The 16,745-nt window shown below is 56.9% G+C and carries 11 protein-coding genes; 10 read left to right on the top strand and 1 reads right to left on the bottom strand.

Annotated features, from left to right (window positions below):
* Positions 1-329 precede the first annotated feature (329 nt).
* The 4 genes from AAZT04_RS22765 (at position 330) to gntK (ending at position 4,546) form a co-directional block, all read left to right on the top strand.
* Positions 330-1,025, top strand: a complete 696-nt coding sequence (locus AAZT04_RS22765) for a pirin family protein (protein ID WP_020837391.1) — start codon at positions 330-332, stop codon at positions 1,023-1,025.
* 131 nt (positions 1,026-1,156) lie between these two features.
* Positions 1,157-2,152 (top strand): gluconate operon transcriptional repressor GntR, encoded by a 996-nt coding sequence (gene gntR / locus AAZT04_RS22760; RefSeq protein WP_020837390.1) that lies wholly within the window; start codon positions 1,157-1,159, stop codon positions 2,150-2,152.
* 365 nt (positions 2,153-2,517) lie between these two features.
* Positions 2,518-3,834, top strand: a complete 1,317-nt coding sequence (gene gntT, locus AAZT04_RS22755; RefSeq protein WP_046372451.1) for a gluconate transporter — start codon at positions 2,518-2,520, stop codon at positions 3,832-3,834.
* A gap of 184 nt (positions 3,835-4,018) precedes the next feature.
* A complete protein-coding gene (gene gntK / locus AAZT04_RS22750) occupies positions 4,019-4,546 on the top strand; it encodes a gluconokinase (protein WP_020837388.1) in 528 nt (175 codons plus the stop codon).
* 48 nt (positions 4,547-4,594) lie between these two features.
* Here gntK and AAZT04_RS22745 read toward each other — a convergent pair whose 3' ends face one another.
* The gene (locus AAZT04_RS22745) at positions 4,595-5,188 is read right to left on the bottom strand and encodes a YhgN family NAAT transporter (RefSeq protein WP_041415736.1); all 594 of its coding nucleotides are present in this window, start codon (positions 5,186-5,188) and stop codon (positions 4,595-4,597) included.
* Positions 5,189-5,401: 213 nt separating this feature from the next.
* Between AAZT04_RS22745 and asd the strand changes: the two genes are divergently transcribed.
* The 6 genes from asd (at position 5,402) to glgP (ending at position 16,741) form a co-directional block, all read left to right on the top strand.
* Positions 5,402-6,505: an aspartate-semialdehyde dehydrogenase gene (gene asd / locus AAZT04_RS22740; protein ID WP_020837386.1), complete on the top strand. Its 1,104-nt coding sequence runs from the start codon at positions 5,402-5,404 to the stop codon at positions 6,503-6,505.
* 496 nt (positions 6,506-7,001) lie between these two features.
* Positions 7,002-9,188, top strand: coding sequence for a 1,4-alpha-glucan branching protein GlgB (gene glgB, locus AAZT04_RS22735; protein ID WP_337048014.1), 2,187 nt, complete (start codon positions 7,002-7,004; stop codon positions 9,186-9,188).
* Complete coding sequence (gene glgX / locus AAZT04_RS22730; RefSeq protein WP_434681880.1) at positions 9,185-11,170, top strand: glycogen debranching protein GlgX; 1,986 nt, start codon at positions 9,185-9,187, stop codon at positions 11,168-11,170. Before glgB ends, glgX begins: the two co-directional genes overlap by 4 nt.
* A gap of 12 nt (positions 11,171-11,182) precedes the next feature.
* Positions 11,183-12,460 (top strand): glucose-1-phosphate adenylyltransferase, encoded by a 1,278-nt coding sequence (gene glgC, locus AAZT04_RS22725; RefSeq protein WP_020837383.1) that lies wholly within the window; start codon positions 11,183-11,185, stop codon positions 12,458-12,460.
* A gap of 127 nt (positions 12,461-12,587) precedes the next feature.
* Entirely contained in the window at positions 12,588-14,021 is a 1,434-nt protein-coding gene (gene glgA / locus AAZT04_RS22720) for a glycogen synthase GlgA (protein WP_020837382.1), read from the top strand.
* 272 nt (positions 14,022-14,293) lie between these two features.
* Positions 14,294-16,741 carry a glycogen phosphorylase gene (gene glgP / locus AAZT04_RS22715; protein ID WP_046372455.1) on the top strand — a complete coding sequence of 816 codons (2,448 nt, stop codon included), beginning with the start codon at positions 14,294-14,296 and terminating at the stop codon, positions 16,739-16,741.
* Positions 16,742-16,745: the final 4 nt, after the last annotated feature.

The raw sequence follows: 16,745 nt of genomic DNA, 5'->3' as shown, positions 1-16,745 counted from the left end.
TCGAGTCAATATTATTCCGGATTGGTTAAAAAAACGCTTTACAGGTGCGAATGATAATGATTATTATTGCGATGCGTTCCGGGGAGAGTATCAACCTTTGATACCCTCGCTGCGAAGGCACGACATTGCTCACATTGCTTCCAAGTATTACTTAGCCAGCTCGGGTGCTGGCTTTTTTTTTGCCTGTTTTCAGCTCACCCGCCTTCAACAAATTCCCTGCCAATGGCTTCGCAACTCCATCTAAATTTTTGAACAGAGGGATGAGTTTTTTACGCTTTCATATTCTGCTGCCAGGACTAGACTGTAAAAAACATTGAGGAGAGTTGAATATGATTTATCTACGTAAGGCAGAAGATCGCGGTCATGCCAATCATGGTTGGCTGGATAGCTGGCACACCTTCTCCTTTGCCAACTATTACGATGCCGATTTTATGGGCTTCTCGGCGCTGCGGGTGATCAACGAAGACGTGATCGACGCAGGGCAGGGTTTTGGCACCCACCCGCATAAAGACATGGAAATCCTGACCTACGTGCTGAGCGGCACGGTAGAGCATCAGGACAGCATGGGCAATAAAGAGCAGATCCAGGCCGGTGAGTTTCAGATCATGAGTGCCGGCACCGGGGTGCGTCACTCCGAGTACAACGGCAATAACGATCGTCCGTTGCACCTGTACCAGATTTGGATCATTCCCGATCGGGTCGGGCTGGAGCCGCGCTATGAGCAACGCATGTTTGATGCGCCACAGGGCCGCCAACTGGTGTTGTCGCCGGATGCGCGCGACGGTTCACTGAAAGTGTTCCAGGACATGACGCTGTCCCGCTGGGCATTGAAGCAAGACGAACAGGCAGAATGCCCGATTGAAGCCGGTCGTCGCGTGTGGATCCAGGTGGTGCGTGGCAAGGTAGTGGTCAATGGCCAGCAGGCCGGCACCAGCGATGCGTTCGCGGTGTGGGATGAAACTGCGCTGTCGATTCATGCCGATGAAGACAGTGAAATCCTGCTGTTCGATCTGCCGCCGGTCTGATAAAGCGGTAAATACTGAGGGCTCACACAGTGAGCCCTTTTTGCGTTGTGACGTCCGATAACCAACAATATCGGCAGCGGTTTTTTTTTGCTAAAATGAGCGCCCATTCACGGTTAGCCAGTTCATTGATAATGAAGAAAAAACGGCCGGTACTTCAAGATGTCGCAGACAAGGTTGGCGTTACCAAGATGACGGTGAGCCGTTATCTGCGTAATCCCGAGCAGGTTTCTGCCATCTTGCAGCAAAAAATTGCCGTCGCGCTGGATGAGCTGGGCTACATTCCCAACCGTGCGCCGGATATCCTTTCCAACTCCACCAGTCGCGCCATTGGCGTATTGCTGCCGTCGTTGACCAACCAGGTGTTCGCCGAAGTGCTGCGCGGCATCGAGAGCGTCACCGATGCGCACAATTATCAGACCATGCTGGCGCACTACGGCTATTTGCCGGAGCGTGAAGAACAGCGCCTGACCTCGCTGCTGTCTTACAACATTGATGGGCTGATCCTGTCTGAACGGCACCATACGCCGCGCACCATGAAGATGATTGAGGTGGCAGGGATCCCGGTTGTCGAACTGATGGACTGCGTTTCACCGTGCATTGACCTGGCCGTGGGGTTCAACAACTTTGAGGCGGCACGCCAGATGACCCAGCAAATCATCGCGCACGGTCATCGCCACGTGGTGTATTTCGGGGCGCGTCAGGATGAACGTACCATTATCAAACAACAGGGCTATGAACAGGCGATGCGCGAATCCGGTCTCGAGCCGTACAGCGTCATGACTGCGCGTTCGTCGTCCTATTCCGCCGGTGGCGAACTGCTGCGTCAGGCGCAGCGCGATTATCCGCAGATCGACAGTATTTTCTGCACCAACGATGACCTGGCGATTGGTGCGACCTTTGAGTGCCAGCGCCAAGGGCTGTCGATCCCTAAAGATATGGCGATTGCCGGTTTCCACGGCCACGATATCGGTCAGGTGATGGTGCCAAAACTGGCGAGCGTCCTGACGCCGCGTGAACGTATGGGGCAGATCGGGGCTGAACGGCTGTTGGCGCGTTTGCGGGGCGAAACGGTCAGCCCGCGCATGGTGGACGTCGGTTTTACCGTGATCCCCGGCGGCAGCATCTGATCGCTTTTAACTCTTTGTTTCATCAATTTTAATTTGAAAATCGCGCCGCCCGGCGCGTTTTGCTAGTCATCTGTAAGCCCACCGCGCGTTACCCCCATAAGTTTGATCTCTATCCCAGAACGCGAATTTTAGCCCGTTACCCGGTTCCGACACTGCCGTTGTTACCGGTATCATGATACCGGTAACAACGAGGTCAATGACCTTGTGGCGGCGCGATAGGGTCGCTACAGGGAGAAATAGAACCCTTGACTCAGCACCACCTACAGCTCGTCTTCTAACACCGGGAAGAGCCTAAAAATACAACAAACGCGCGCTTTACGGCCTATCGTAAAGAGAGTCTGCGATAAAAAGGTTGGAGAAAAATTATGCCATTAGTGATTGTTGCAGGCGGCGTCGCGCTGCTGTTGCTGCTGATGATCCGCTTTAAGCTGAACGGCTTTATCTCTCTGGTTCTGGTTGCTCTGGCGGTGGGTATCGCTCAGGGTATGCCAGTCGATAAAGTGATCGGCTCCATCAAGGCCGGCGTGGGCGGCACCTTGGGCAGTCTGGCGCTGATCATGGGCTTCGGCGCCATGCTCGGCAAGCTGCTGGCGGACTGCGGCGGCGCCCAGCGCATCGCCACTACGCTTATCGAGAAGTTCGGTCAAAAATACATTCAATGGGCGGTGGTACTGACCGGTTTTACCGTCGGTTTTGCGCTGTTCTATGAAGTTGGCTTCGTGCTGCTGCTGCCGCTGGTCTTCAGTATCGCCGCGTCTGCACGCGTGCCGCTGCTGTATGTCGGCGTGCCGATGGCGGCTGCGCTGTCGGTGACCCACGGTTTCCTGCCGCCGCACCCTGGCCCAACGGCGATCGCCACCATCTTCCATGCCGATATGGGTAAAACTCTGCTGTACGGCACGCTGCTGGCCATTCCGACGGTGATCCTGGCCGGTCCTGTCTATGCCCGTTTCCTGAAAGGCATCGACAAGCCGGTTCCTGAAGGCCTGTATAACCCAAAAATCTTCACTGAAGAAGAAATGCCAAGCTTTGGCATCAGTGTTGCCACCTCGTTGGTGCCGGTGATCCTGATGGCGTTGCGTGCGGTAGCGGAAATGGTGCTGCCGAAGGGCCATAGCCTGCTGCGCTTTGCCGAGTTCTTCGGCGATCCGGTGATGGCGACGTTGATTGCGGTACTGATCGCTATCTTCACCTTTGGCTTGAACCGCGGCCGTACTATGGATGAAGTGATGGGTACCATCACCGACTCCATCAAAATTATCGCCATGATGCTGTTGATCATCGGCGGTGGCGGTGCGTTCAAGCAGGTACTGGTCGACAGCGGCGTGGAGAAATACATTGCCGCCCTGATGGAAGGCAGCAACGTCTCACCTATTCTGATGGCCTGGTCGATTGCGGCTGCGCTGCGTCTGGCGCTGGGTTCCGCTACCGTGGCGGCGATCACCGCCGGCGGCATCGTGGCCCCGTTGATCGCCACTACCGGCGTCAGCCCGGAGCTGATGGTGATCGCGGTCGGTTCAGGCAGCGTGATTTTCTCTCACGTCAACGATCCGGGGTTCTGGCTGTTCAAGGAGTATTTCAACCTGAGCATCATGGAAACCATCAAGTCCTGGTCGGTGCTGGAAACCATCATTTCCGTCTGCGGCCTGGTAGGGTGTTTGCTGCTGGCGACGGTGGTCTAATATTCCTGTCGTTTTTCAGGTTGGCGCAGCGTTGACTGCCACTTGAAATGCAAAGGGAATAGCGAGGTTATCCGGCACCCCGTGGGGGTGTCGGACATTCTTTTGAGTTTGGGGCGCATTTGATGGCGCAGGCGGCGTATCCCGTTGCCAGAACGTACATCTGACTCCGTAAGGGCATGACATTATGAGTAATCCACAGCACCACGTATTTATTTTGATGGGCGTTTCAGGCAGCGGAAAGTCTGCCGTCGCCAGCGCCGTTGCCCATGAAGCTCATGCCGCGATGCTGGACGGAGACTACCTGCACCCGCGCGCCAACATCAACAAAATGGCCGCCGGGCATGCGCTGGACGATAACGATCGCGCCCCGTGGTTGGCCGCATTGAATGACGCTATCTTTGCCATGGAACGCACCAATGACGTCTCTCTGCTGGTGTGCTCAGCGCTGAAAAAAAGCTATCGCGACCGCCTGCGTGAAGGCAACCGCAACCTGCATTTCATCTATCTGAAGGGTGACAAGGCGGTGATTGAAGAGCGCCTGAAGCAGCGCAAAGGGCATTTCTTCAAGCCGCAGATGCTGGTTTCTCAATTTGCCACCCTGGAAGAGCCGGGTGCGCAGGAGCCGGATGTGCAGGCGATTGATATCGATCAGCCGCTTGATGGCGTAGTCGCCGATACTCTTGCCTATATTCGGCATGTTGCAGCCCAGTAATCCGGGCTGCCACCCTAAGCCGGCGCCGCACAGGCGCCCGTTTATTCACTACAGCTTCATGTAAGCCCGCACGCCGTCCAGGAACATCTGGGTCGACAGCATCACCAGAATCAGCCCCATCAGCCTTTCCAGCGCGCTCACGCCTTTACTGCCCAGCAGGCGCAGGAATAAGTCCGACATCAGCAAAATAGCGGCAGAAATCCCCCAGGCAATCAGCAGCGCCACAACCAGATGTGAAATCTGGTTCGGATACTGGTGCGAGAGCAGCATCAGCGCCGCCAGAATCGAAGGCCCGGCGACCAGTGGGATGGCGAGCGGGACCAGGAAGGGTTCTTCCCCGGCGGAAAGCCCGCTGCTGTTGCCCTCCTGCGTAGGGAAAATCATTTTGATGGCGATTAGAAACAAAATAATCCCGCCGGAAATGGACACGGTTTCGGTTCGCAGGTTGAGGAACGCCAGAATTTTCTCGCCGGCGAACAGGAATATCAGCATTAACAACAGGGCGATCAGCAATTCGCGGATCACCACCACCCGGCGTCGGCGCGGTTCCAGATGTTTGAGTACCGACATGAAAATCGGCAAGTTGCCTAGCGGATCCATGATTAAAAACAGCAACACCGTGACGGAAATCATCTCTGTCATCATTACCTCTGCATCTGAAAAACGTGTCGGCCATCCCGACCCACGCACTAACCCATCCCCGATGGCTTGAAAGACAACGGGGTATATAAGAAGGATTGCTGAGAATCGTTCAGCTATCGAATAAATTCACTTTGCGCCTGCGCTGACATTTTGTAAGGTGGAGAGATAGTGCACACAACTTATAGCAGTCATCCTCCAAGGCAGGACAGTCATATGAAAAACGTTGGTTTCATCGGTTGGCGCGGAATGGTCGGCTCCGTACTCATGCAACGCATGACGGAAGAGCGCGATTTCGACGCCATTCGCCCGGTCTTTTTCTCCACTTCGCAGCACGGTTCTGCGGCGCCGGCATTCGGCGGCCAGCAGGGCACGCTGCAAGATGCTTACGATGTTGATGCGCTGAGCGCGCTCGACATCATTATTACCTGCCAGGGCGGCGATTATACCAACGAAATTTACCCGAAGCTGCGTGAAACCGGTTGGCAAGGCTACTGGATTGATGCCGCTTCTTCACTGCGCATGCAGGATGACGCGATTATCATTCTGGACCCGGTCAACCGCGACGTGATTCAGCAGGGCCTGGACAAAGGCATCAAGACCTTTGTCGGCGGCAACTGCACCGTCAGCCTGATGCTGATGTCGCTGGGCGGCCTGTTCGCCAACAACCTCGTCGAGTGGGCATCCGTTGCGACCTATCAGGCCGCTTCCGGCGGCGGCGCGCGCCACATGCGTGAGCTGCTGACTCAAATGGGCATGCTGCATGCAGACGTGGCGAAAGAGCTGCAGGATCCGGCATCGGCCATTTTGGACATCGAACGTAAAGTCACTGCGGCCACCCGCAGCGGCAAACTGCCAACCGATAACTTTGGCGTACCGCTGGCCGGCAGCCTGATCCCATGGATCGACAAGCAGCTCGATAACGGCCAGAGCCGCGAAGAGTGGAAAGGCCAGGCGGAAACCAACAAAATCCTCAACAGCAGCAGCGTGATCCCGGTTGATGGCCTGTGCGTGCGCGTTGGCGCGTTGCGTTGCCATAGCCAGGCATTCACCCTGAAACTGAAAAAAGACGTTTCGCTGCCGGAAATCGAGCAGATGCTGGCGACCCACAATGATTGGGTGCGGGTGATCCCGAACGACCGTGAACTGACCATGCGTGAACTGACGCCGGCTGCGGTTACCGGGACGCTGAATACGCCAGTCGGCCGTCTGCGTAAGCTGAATATGGGGCCGGAATACCTGTCTGCGTTCACCGTGGGTGACCAGTTGCTGTGGGGGGCGGCTGAACCGCTGCGCCGCATGCTGCGTATCCTGCTGTAACCTGAACTGTACTTCCCGAGGGCTGAGCTCTTTCAGCCCTCAAAAGCCTTATTTTCTTCCTTTTTCTCCGTTTCGGCGCGCTATGGACTAAGTCGCTGCAAAGGGGAGAAAGCACACAAGCCATCGGCACTCCACCATGCGGGCAGCAGCGCAAAGACGCTGTCAGGCTGGCAGTTTTCTTAATGAAGCTTTTTCCTGGTAATGCGGCAATGTTTTTAACTGACATTAGCTATGCTTAAAGGGCTGGCGGATAAATTTTCGCCAGCACCAAAAATAAGCATAAAGAGCGGTATTCGGGTCGGTAGGGTGAAAATTGATCAATAACCGACTGTAATCACGCTTTAGAAACCGAATGAATTGCATGATAACCAAAACGGCTATGGATTAAGCGTTACGCCCTGTGGATCTCAAGGTACAGCCAACGCCGCTGTAACCTGAAAGGCGATGGGCTGCGTGGCCTCTTATAAATCATGCTCTTAATCTTAGGAAGAAGACTATGCCTGTACTTCCCGATCGTGACGTGATTGATCAGCTTTTCTCCGGCAACTCTGCCGATCCTTTTTCCCTGCTTGGCATGCATGCGGTCGATAACGGCCTGCAGGTGCGTGCGCTGTTGCCTGACGCCAGCGAAGTCTGGCTGCGGGATCAGCAAACCGGCCGCCGATTGGTGCAGCTGAACTGTGATGATGAGCGGGGTTTTTTCAGCGCCACGGTGCCGCGGCGTAAAACGCCGTTCCGCTATCAGTTTGATGTGCGCTGGCACGATCACCAACAGATCGTCGACGATCCCTACCGCTTCGGCACCCTGCTGCAGGATATAGACAGTTGGCTGTTGGCTGAAGGGACCCATTTGCGTCCTTATGAACGTTTGGGTGCTCATCTCGCCGCGCTCGATGACGTCGAAGGCGTCAGTTTTGCCGTCTGGGCACCCAACGCCCAGCGAGTCTCGGTGGTGGGGGAATTCAACTTTTGGGACGGACGCCGCCATCCGATGCGCCTGCGTCGTGAAAATGGCATTTGGGAGCTGTTTCTGCCGGGCGTGAAGGCCGGGCAGTTGTACAAATATGAAATCATCGACTGCTACGGCAACACCCAGCTCAAGGCCGATCCTTACGCATTTGAAGCGCAGATGCGACCGGACACCGCGTCGTTGGTCACTCCGTTGCCTGAAGTGGTAGAAAACACCCCGCAACGTCAACGGGCCAATGATTTTGACCGCCCGATTTCTATCTACGAAGTGCATCTTGGCTCGTGGCGCCGCCACACCGACGATAATTTCTGGCTCAGCTACGGTGAACTGGCCGTGCAGCTGATTGATTACGTCAAGGACATGGGATTCACCCATATCGAGCTGCTGCCGATTAACGAGCACCCGTTTGACGGCAGTTGGGGTTATCAGCCTTTAGGTCTGTACGCGCCGACCCGACGTTTCGGCACTCCGGCTGACTTTAAGGCGTTTGTGGCTGCGGCGCATCGGGCCGGCATTAACGTGATCCTCGACTGGGTGCCGGGGCATTTTCCCAGCGACGCCTATGGCCTGGCGAACTTCGACGGCACCGCGCTGTATGAATACGCCGATCCGCGCGAAGGCTTTCATCAGGACTGGAATACCCTGATCTATAACTATGGCCGCAACGAGGTGCGTAATTATCTGGCAGGTAATGCCCTTTACTGGCTGGAGCGTTATGGCATAGATGCGCTGCGCGTCGATGCGGTAGCCTCGATGATCTACCGTGATTACAGCCGCGCTGACGGCGAATGGGTGCCGAATTACTACGGCGGTAACGAGAACCTGGAGGCCATCGCCTTCCTGCGTTATACCAACCACACCGTCGGCAAGGAGCGCCCCGGCGCGGTGACGCTGGCGGAAGAATCCACCGATTACCCAGGGGTGACGCTGCCGCCGGAATCCAATGGCCTGGGGTTCCATTACAAATGGAACCTGGGGTGGATGCACGACACGCTTAACTACATGAAATGCGACCCGGTGCACCGTAAATATCATCACAATCAGATGACTTTCGGCATGTTGTACGCCTACACCGAGAACTTTGTGCTGCCGATTTCCCATGACGAAGTGGTGCATGGCAAGAAATCGGTGCTCGACCGCATGCCCGGCGATGCCTGGCAGAAGTTTGCCAACCTGCGCGCCTACTACGGCTTTATGTGGGCGCATCCGGGCAAGAAGCTGCTGTTTATGGGCTGCGAATTTGCCCAGGGGCGCGAATGGAACTTCGACAGCAGCCTCGACTGGCACCTGCTGGAAGGGTTGGACGGCTGGCACCACGGCGTGCAACGGCTGGTGCGCGATCTCAACCATTGCTATCAACAGCAGGCGCCGTTGTATGAGCGCGACTATCGCCCTGACGGCTTTGAGTGGCTGGTGGTGGACGACCACGACAACTCGGTGTTCGCCTTTGCCCGTTACGATTCGCAGGGTAATGAGCTGATTGCCGTCAGCAACTTCACTCCGGTACCGCGCCATCATTATCGCATCGGCATTTCGCGTGCCGGCGAATACCGGGAAATCCTCAATACCGACTCGCATCATTATCACGGCAGCAATACCGGCAATCAGGGCCGCGTGGTGTCTGAACCGATAGGCAACCACGGCCGCGAGTATTCGATCAGCGTGACCGTACCGCCATTGGCGACCATCTACCTGCTGCGGGAGGCGCAATGACTGAGCTGACGCCCGGTATCGCCGCGCCTCTCGGGGCGCGCTATGACGGTAACGGCATCAACTTTAGCCTGTATTCCGCCCGAGCCACGAGGGTGGAGCTGTGCCTGTTTGACGAGCAGCAGCAGGAGGTTCGGCTGCCACTGACGGCGCGCAGCGGTGATATCTGGCACGGCTACCTGCCGGGCGGTAAACCGGGGCAGCGTTACGGTTTCCGCGTATATGGTCCGTTTGATCCTGCGCAGGGGTTGCGTTTTAACCCCAACAAACTGCTGTTGGATCCCGCCGCGCGCGCGGTAGAGGGACCGGTTGCAGATGATCCTTACCTGCATGGCGGCTATGACCGGTCGGATCAGCATGACAGCGCCGAACTGATGCCCAAGTGCGTGGTGATTGACGAAGCTTACGATTGGCAGGATGACCGCCCGCCGGCCACGCCCTGGGGCAAAACGGTGATCTACGAAGCGCATGTGCGCGGTCTGACCTTGCAGCATCCGGAAATCCCACCGGTGTTGCGCGGTAGCTTCGCCGCGCTCGGTCACCCGGTGATGATTGCCTATTTCAAGCGGCTCGGCATCACTGCGCTGGAGTTGTTGCCGGTGCAGCAGCACAGTTCTGAACCGCGTCTGCAGCGGCTCGGACTGATTAATTACTGGGGCTACAACGTACTTGCGCCCTTTGCACCGGATAACCGTTATTCCAGCCTGCGCACTGATACGACGCCGCTGCGCGAGTTTCGCGATGCGGTGAAAGCGCTGCATAAGGCCGGTATTGAGGTGATCCTCGACGTGGTGTTCAACCACAGCGCCGAGCTGGATACCGATGGGCCGACGTTGTCGCTGCGCGGTATCGATAACCCGGGCTATTACTGGCTCACCCCCGACGGCGACTACGTGAACGATACCGGCTGCGGTAACACGCTGCGATTGGATCAGCCACAGGGCGTGGCCTGGGTGATGGACTGTCTGCGTTTTTGGGTGGGCGAATGCCACGTTGATGGCTTCCGCTTCGATCTGGGCAGCGTACTTGGCCGTACGCCTGCGTTCGACCGCGATGCGCCGTTGTTCCAGGCGATACTGGCGGACGACCTGCTTTCTCGCTGCAAGCTGATCGCCGAGCCGTGGGATATCGGGCCTGGCGGTTACCAGGTGGGCCAATTCCCGGGGCGCTTCGCCGAGTGGAACGACCATTACCGGGACGATATCCGTCGTTTCTGGCTGCAGGACGGCATATCGTTGGGGCAGTTCGCCCAACGTTTCGCCGCTTCCAGTGATCTGTTTAACCAACGCGGGCGTGCGCCGTACGCCAGCATCAACATGCTGACCGCTCATGACGGGTTCACCCTGCAGGACTTGGTCAGTTTTAACCGCAAGCACAACCAACTGAACGGTGAAGGTAACCGTGACGGCAGTGATCGTAACTTTAGCAATAACCACGGTGTTGAAGGCCCGATTGCCGACGATGCCATTTTGCAACGCCGCAGGGCCAGCCGACGAGCGCTGCTCGCCACGTTGTTGCTGTCCCAGGGGACGCCGATGCTGCTGGCCGGCGACGAGCATGGACACAGCCAGCAGGGCAACAACAATGCCTATTGTCAGGACAACGCTATCACCTGGCTCGACTGGGCCACGGCAGATGACGCTCTCACCGATTACACCGCAGCACTGATCCGTTTACGCCAACAAATCCCTGCCTTGCAGCAAGACCGCTGGTGGCAGGAGGGTGACGGCAGCGTGCAGTGGCTGAACGCGCAGGGGCAACCCCTCGACGCGCAAGAGTGGGAGCAGGGTGAACTGCGTTTGCAGATCTGTCTGTCGCAACGCTGGCTGGTGGTCGTGAACGCCACGCAGCAGGCGGTGGAGATGACGTTGCCCGTCGGCGATTGGCAGCTTGTCGCTCCCTTTACTCAGGAAGATTCGCGGGCGGTTTTACCCGCCTGGCACCAGGCTGCGCACTCGATTTGCGTGCTGGTAAAGAAAAAATAAAAGGAGTCAGCTATGGTTAGGTTTGAAAATAAAGACCCCCTGATGTTGGCACGCCAACTGCCGATTAAGTCCGTCGCCCTGATCCTGGCCGGTGGCCGCGGTTCGCGTTTGAAAGATTTAACCTCAACCCGGGCCAAGCCGGCCGTCCACTTTGGCGGTAAATTCCGCATTATCGATTTTGCCCTGTCGAACTGTCTGAATTCGGGCATTCGCCGCATCGGCGTGATCACCCAATACCAGTCCCATACCCTGGTGCAGCATATCCAGCGCGGTTGGTCGTTCCTCAACGAAGAGATGAACGAGTTTGTCGATCTGTTGCCGGCCCAGCAACGCCTCAGTACCGAGCACTGGTACAAGGGCACGGCGGATGCGGTGTACCAGAACCTGGATATCATTCGCCGTTACGACGCTGAATATGTGGTGATCCTGGCGGGCGATCACATCTACAAGATGGATTACTCGCGCATGCTGATCGACCACGTGGAGAAGGGCGCGCAATGCACCGTTGCCTGCTTGCCGGTCCCCCGTGAGGAAGCCAGCGAGTTCGGCGTGATGGAAGTGGACGAAAACGATCTGATCCTCGAATTCCTGGAAAAACCCAGCAATCCGCCGCCGATGCCGGGCAACCCGGATATGTCGCTGGCCAGCATGGGGATCTACATCTTTAACGCTGACTACCTGTTCCAACTGCTGGAAGAGGACATGTCGACGCCGGGCTCCACCCACGATTTCGGCAAGGATCTGATCCCGAAAATCACCGCCCAGAAAGCGGCTTGGGCGCACCCGTTCACGCTGTCCTGCGTGACCTCCAACCCCGATCTGCCGCCGTACTGGCGTGATGTGGGTACGCTCGAGGCCTACTGGCGCGCCAACCTCGATCTGGCTTCGGTGACACCAGAGCTGGATATGTATGACCGTGCCTGGCCGATCCGCACTCATATGGAACCGCTGCCGCCAGCCAAATTCGTACAGGATCGTTCCGGTAGCCACGGTATGACCATGAACTCGCTGGTGTCCGGCGGTTGCATCGTCTCCGGTTCGGTGGTGGTGCATTCGGTGCTATTCCCGCGGGTGCGGGTGAACTCGTTCTGCACCATCGACTCTACCGTATTGCTGCCGGACGTTAACGTCGGCCGTTCCTGCCGTCTGCGGCGCTGCATTATCGACCGTGCCTGCCATATTCCCGAGGGCATGGTGATTGGCGAAAATGCCGACGAGGACAGCAAACGCTTTTATCGCTCGGAAGGTGGCATTGTGCTGGTTACGCGCGAAATGTTGTCAAAGTTGTGAGTTAAGGTAGTCGGCAGAACGATAGCCTGCCGCCATATAAACGGACTGATGGCTTGCACAACGCGGGGTTAACAACAGCGGCAAGCCTGCTTTTCCAGAGTAATTTTGCCGATTCTCAGGAGTGATAATGCAGGTTTTACACGTATGTTCTGAAATGTTCCCCCTGTTGAAAACCGGCGGGCTCGCAGACGTGGTTGGCGCATTACCGGCGGCTCAGATCGCCGAGGGCGGCGATGTTCGGGTGTTATTGCCCGCTTTTCCTGACGTGCGTAATGGCATACCGGACTCGGTTCTGGTGGCAGAAATCGATTCTTTCGCCGGCCGGGTCGGCTTGCGTTACGGCACCTACCACGGCGTGGGCATTTACCTGATTGATGCCCCCTGGCTGTACGAGCGACCGGGTAGCCCGTATCACGACCAATCAATGAATGCCTATTCCGACAACCACCGACGCTTTGCCCTGCTGGGCTGGATGGCCTGTGAGCTGGCCAAGGGGCTGGATCGGTACTGGCGCCCGCAGATAGTGCATGCCCATGACTGGCATGCGGGGTTGGCCTGTGCCTATCTGGCCGCCAATGGCCATCCGGCACGTTCCATCTTCACCGTGCATAACCTGGCCTATCAGGGGCTGTTCTCCGCCCATCACGTGGCAGAGCTGTGGTTACCGCCTTCGTTCTACAACGTCTATGGCCTGGAGTTTTACGGCCAGATGTCATTCCTGAAGGCGGGGTTGTACTACGCCGACCATATCACTGCCGTCAGCCCGACCTACGCGCGCGAAATCACCCGGCCGGAGTTTGGCTATGGCATGGAGGGGCTGCTGCAGGAACGCCAGCATCAGGGGCGCTTGAGCGGCATTCTTAACGGCGTAGATGACAAAATTTGGGACCCATCCCACGATCCGCGGCTGACCGCCCGTTACGACGCTGACGATCTGAAGAACAAGGTCAAGAACAAGCTACACCTGCAAAAAGCCATGGGCCTGAAGGTGGATGAGTCGCTGCCGGTGTTTGCGGTAGTGAGCCGCCTGACCAGTCAGAAAGGGCTGGATCTGGTGCTGGAAGCCCTGCCTGCGCTGCTGGAGCAGGGCGGCCAACTGGCGCTGCTGGGGGCCGGCGATGCGGTGCTGCAACAGGCGTTTCTCGCCGCTGCCGCCGACTATCCGGAGCAGGTTGGCGTACAGATTGGTTACCACGAAGCTTTCTCGCACCGCATTATCGGCGGGGCCGATGTGATCATGGTGCCGAGCCGCTTTGAACCCTGCGGGCTGACTCAACTCTATGGCTTGAAATACGGCACGCTGCCGCTGGTGCGCCGCACCGGGGGGCTGGCGGACACGGTGGTGGACTGTGCGTTGGAGAATCTGGCCGACGGCAGCGCCAGCGGATTTGTGTTTGATGATTGTGACGCCACCGCACTGGGCAACGCCATTCGGCGCGCCATGGTGCTGTGGAGCAGGCCGAAGCATTGGCGTCACGTCCAGCGCCACGCCATGAGCGTGGATTTTGGCTGGCAGGTCGCGGCAAAGGAATATTTGTCGCTTTATTCCCGTCATATTTGACGCTGCCTCTGTGTTGGCTGCACTCACTTACCCGAATCACTTACCAGTGTAAGCTCATCGGGATAAGTTTTTTTGCCGCCTTGATGCAGCGCCAATTATTTTGGGTATATCAACACCTATTGTAATGCCCTATGAATTTCACGTTGCAGCTAGGCGGCCAGCTTACTCATCCCCAGGCGCTTACTTTAGTAAGTAACTGGGTGAGCAAGTGCAGGTAACAACGCTGCGGCTTGAAAGGCGACGGGCAGCCACAAACTTGGGATCGAAAAGCTATGACTTCACCGATTAGTTACACCTCACCCACGGTCAGTGTTGAAGCGCTGAAACACTCCATCGCCTATAAGTTAATGTTTATCGTCGGCAAGGATCCGGCTATCGCCAACCAGCATGACTGGCTGAATGCCGTGCTGTTTGCGGTGCGTGACCGTATGGTGGAGCGCTGGTTACGTTCTAACCGTGCGCAACTTTCGCAGGATGTGCGCCAGGTTTATTACCTGTCGATGGAGTTTCTGATTGGCCGGACGCTGTCCAACGCCTTGTTGTCGATGGGGATTTATCAGGATATCGACGACGCGTTGAATGAGATGGGGCTGAGCCTGGGCGAACTGCTGGAGGAGGAGAACGATCCGGGTCTGGGCAACGGCGGGCTGGGGCGATTGGCCGCCTGCTTCCTGGATTCGCTGGCGACGCTGGCGCTGCCGGGTCGGGGCTACGGCATTCGTTACGAATACGGCATGTTCAAACAGAATATCGTAAACGGCCAACAGATGGAGTCACCGGACTATTGGTTGGAATACGGCAATCCGTGGGAGTTCCCACGTCATAACACCCGCTATAAGGTGCGCTTTGGCGGACGGATCCAGCAGGAAGGCGCCAAGGCGCGCTGGGTGGAAACCGAAGAGGTAGTCGCCACTGCTTACGATCAGGTGATCCCCGGTTTTGATACCGACGCCACCAATACGCTGCGGCTGTGGAGCGCGCAGGCCAGTAATGAAATCAACCTGGGTAAATTCAATCAGGGCGATTACTTTGCGGCGGTTGAGGATAAAAACCATTCTGAAAACGTATCACGCGTGCTCTATCCCGATGACTCGACGTATTCAGGGCGTGAGCTTCGCCTGCGGCAGGAGTATTTCCTGGTGTCGGCCACGGTGCAGGATATCCTCAACCGCCATTGGACGATGCATAAAAGCTTCGACAACCTGGCAGACAAGATTGCCATTCACCTCAATGATACCCACCCGGTGTTGTCTATCCCTGAGCTGATGCACCGGCTAATCGACGAACATAAGTTCAGCTGGCTGGATGCCTGGGCGGTGGTCGAGCAGGTGTTTTCTTACACCAACCACACGTTGATGAGCGAAGCGCTGGAAACCTGGCCGCTGGACATGATTGGTCGGATCCTGCCGCGTCACCTGCAGCTGATTTTCGAGATTAACGATCACTTCCTCAAACAGGTGCAGGAAGTGGCGCCGGGCGACAATGAGCTGCTGGCGCGGGTGTCTATCATAGATGAAACCAATGGTCGCCGGGTGCGTATGGCCTGGCTGGCGGTCGTGGCGAGCCACAAGGTTAACGGTGTTTCAGCGCTGCACTCCGAACTGATGGTGCAATCGCTGTTTGCCGATTTCGCCCGTATTTTCCCTGATCGCTTCTGCAATAAAACCAACGGCGTCACCCCACGCCGCTGGCTGGGGCTGGCTAACCGACCGCTGTCTGACGTGCTGGACGACAGCATCGGTCAGACCTGGCGTACCGATCTCAGCCAACTGAGCGAGATCAAGGCCAATATCGATTACCCCAGCTTCCTGAAGGCGGTGCAAAGCGCCAAACGGCAGAACAAGGAGCGACTGGCTACCTACATCGCCAAAACGTTGAATGTGGTGGTCAACCCGGACGCGCTGTTCGACGTACAGATTAAGCGTATCCACGAATACAAACGGCAGCTGCTTAACGTACTGCACGTGATCACGCTGTATAACCGCCTGCTGCAGGATCCGGAAACCGAACGGGTGCCGCGCGTGGTGATCTTTGCCGGCAAGGCGGCTTCGGCTTATTACGCCGCCAAACAAATCATCCGCTTGATCAACGACGTCGCCAAGGTGATCAACAACGATCCGCGAGTGCATACGCAGCTGAAAGTGGTGTTCATTCCAAACTACAGCGTCAGCCTGGCGCAAATGATCATTCCGGCGGCGGACCTGTCCGAACAGATCTCGCTGGCAGGCACCGAGGCGTCCGGCACCAGTAACATGAAATTTGCGCTGAATGGCGCGCTGACTATCGGCACGCTGGATGGGGCTAACGTTGAAATGCTGGAACACGTGGGGGCGGAGAACATCTTCATCTTCGGCAACACCGCCGAGCAGGTGGAGGAGCTACGCCGCAACGGTTACAACCCGCATCTGTACTATGAGCAGGATCCGGAGCTGCATCAGGCGCTGACCCAGATTGCCACCGGCGTTTACAGCCCTGAAGAACCCAAGCGCTACAGCAACCTGTTTGATTCACTGGTAAATCTGGGCGATCACTATCAACTGCTGGCAGATTACCGCAGCTATGTGGATACGCAGGACAAGGTGGATGAGGTGTATCGCAATCAGGACGACTGGACGCGTCGGGCGGTGCTGAATATCGCCAATATGGGCTACTTCTCTTCCGACCGCACCATCCAGGAGTATGCGGACGAAATCTGGCACATCAAACCCATTAAGCTGTAATGTA

Origin of the sequence: Serratia sp. Je.1.23.a, from assembly GCF_051129805.1 — a bacterium.
In the GTDB taxonomy this organism is placed as follows: Bacteria; Pseudomonadota; Gammaproteobacteria; order Enterobacterales; family Enterobacteriaceae; genus Serratia; species Serratia liquefaciens.
The sequence above is the reverse complement of the archived record's forward strand: the minus strand, read 5'-3'. Positions and strand labels throughout refer to the sequence as shown.

Coding starts and splice junctions, on each gene's coding strand:
- gntR (WP_020837390.1), top strand. CDS start 1,157: ATGAAGAAAAAACGGCCGGTACTTCAAGATGTCGCAGACAAGGTTGGC.
- glgX (WP_434681880.1), top strand. CDS start 9,185: ATGACTGAGCTGACGCCCGGTATCGCCGCGCCTCTCGGGGCGCGCTAT.
- glgP (WP_046372455.1), top strand. CDS start 14,294: ATGACTTCACCGATTAGTTACACCTCACCCACGGTCAGTGTTGAAGCG.
- glgB (WP_337048014.1), top strand. CDS start 7,002: ATGCCTGTACTTCCCGATCGTGACGTGATTGATCAGCTTTTCTCCGGC.
- gntT (WP_046372451.1), top strand. CDS start 2,518: ATGCCATTAGTGATTGTTGCAGGCGGCGTCGCGCTGCTGTTGCTGCTG.
- AAZT04_RS22765 (WP_020837391.1), top strand. CDS start 330: ATGATTTATCTACGTAAGGCAGAAGATCGCGGTCATGCCAATCATGGT.
- glgA (WP_020837382.1), top strand. CDS start 12,588: ATGCAGGTTTTACACGTATGTTCTGAAATGTTCCCCCTGTTGAAAACC.
- glgC (WP_020837383.1), top strand. CDS start 11,183: ATGGTTAGGTTTGAAAATAAAGACCCCCTGATGTTGGCACGCCAACTG.
- asd (WP_020837386.1), top strand. CDS start 5,402: ATGAAAAACGTTGGTTTCATCGGTTGGCGCGGAATGGTCGGCTCCGTA.
- gntK (WP_020837388.1), top strand. CDS start 4,019: ATGAGTAATCCACAGCACCACGTATTTATTTTGATGGGCGTTTCAGGC.
- AAZT04_RS22745 (WP_041415736.1), bottom strand. CDS start 5,188: ATGACAGAGATGATTTCCGTCACGGTGTTGCTGTTTTTAATCATGGAT.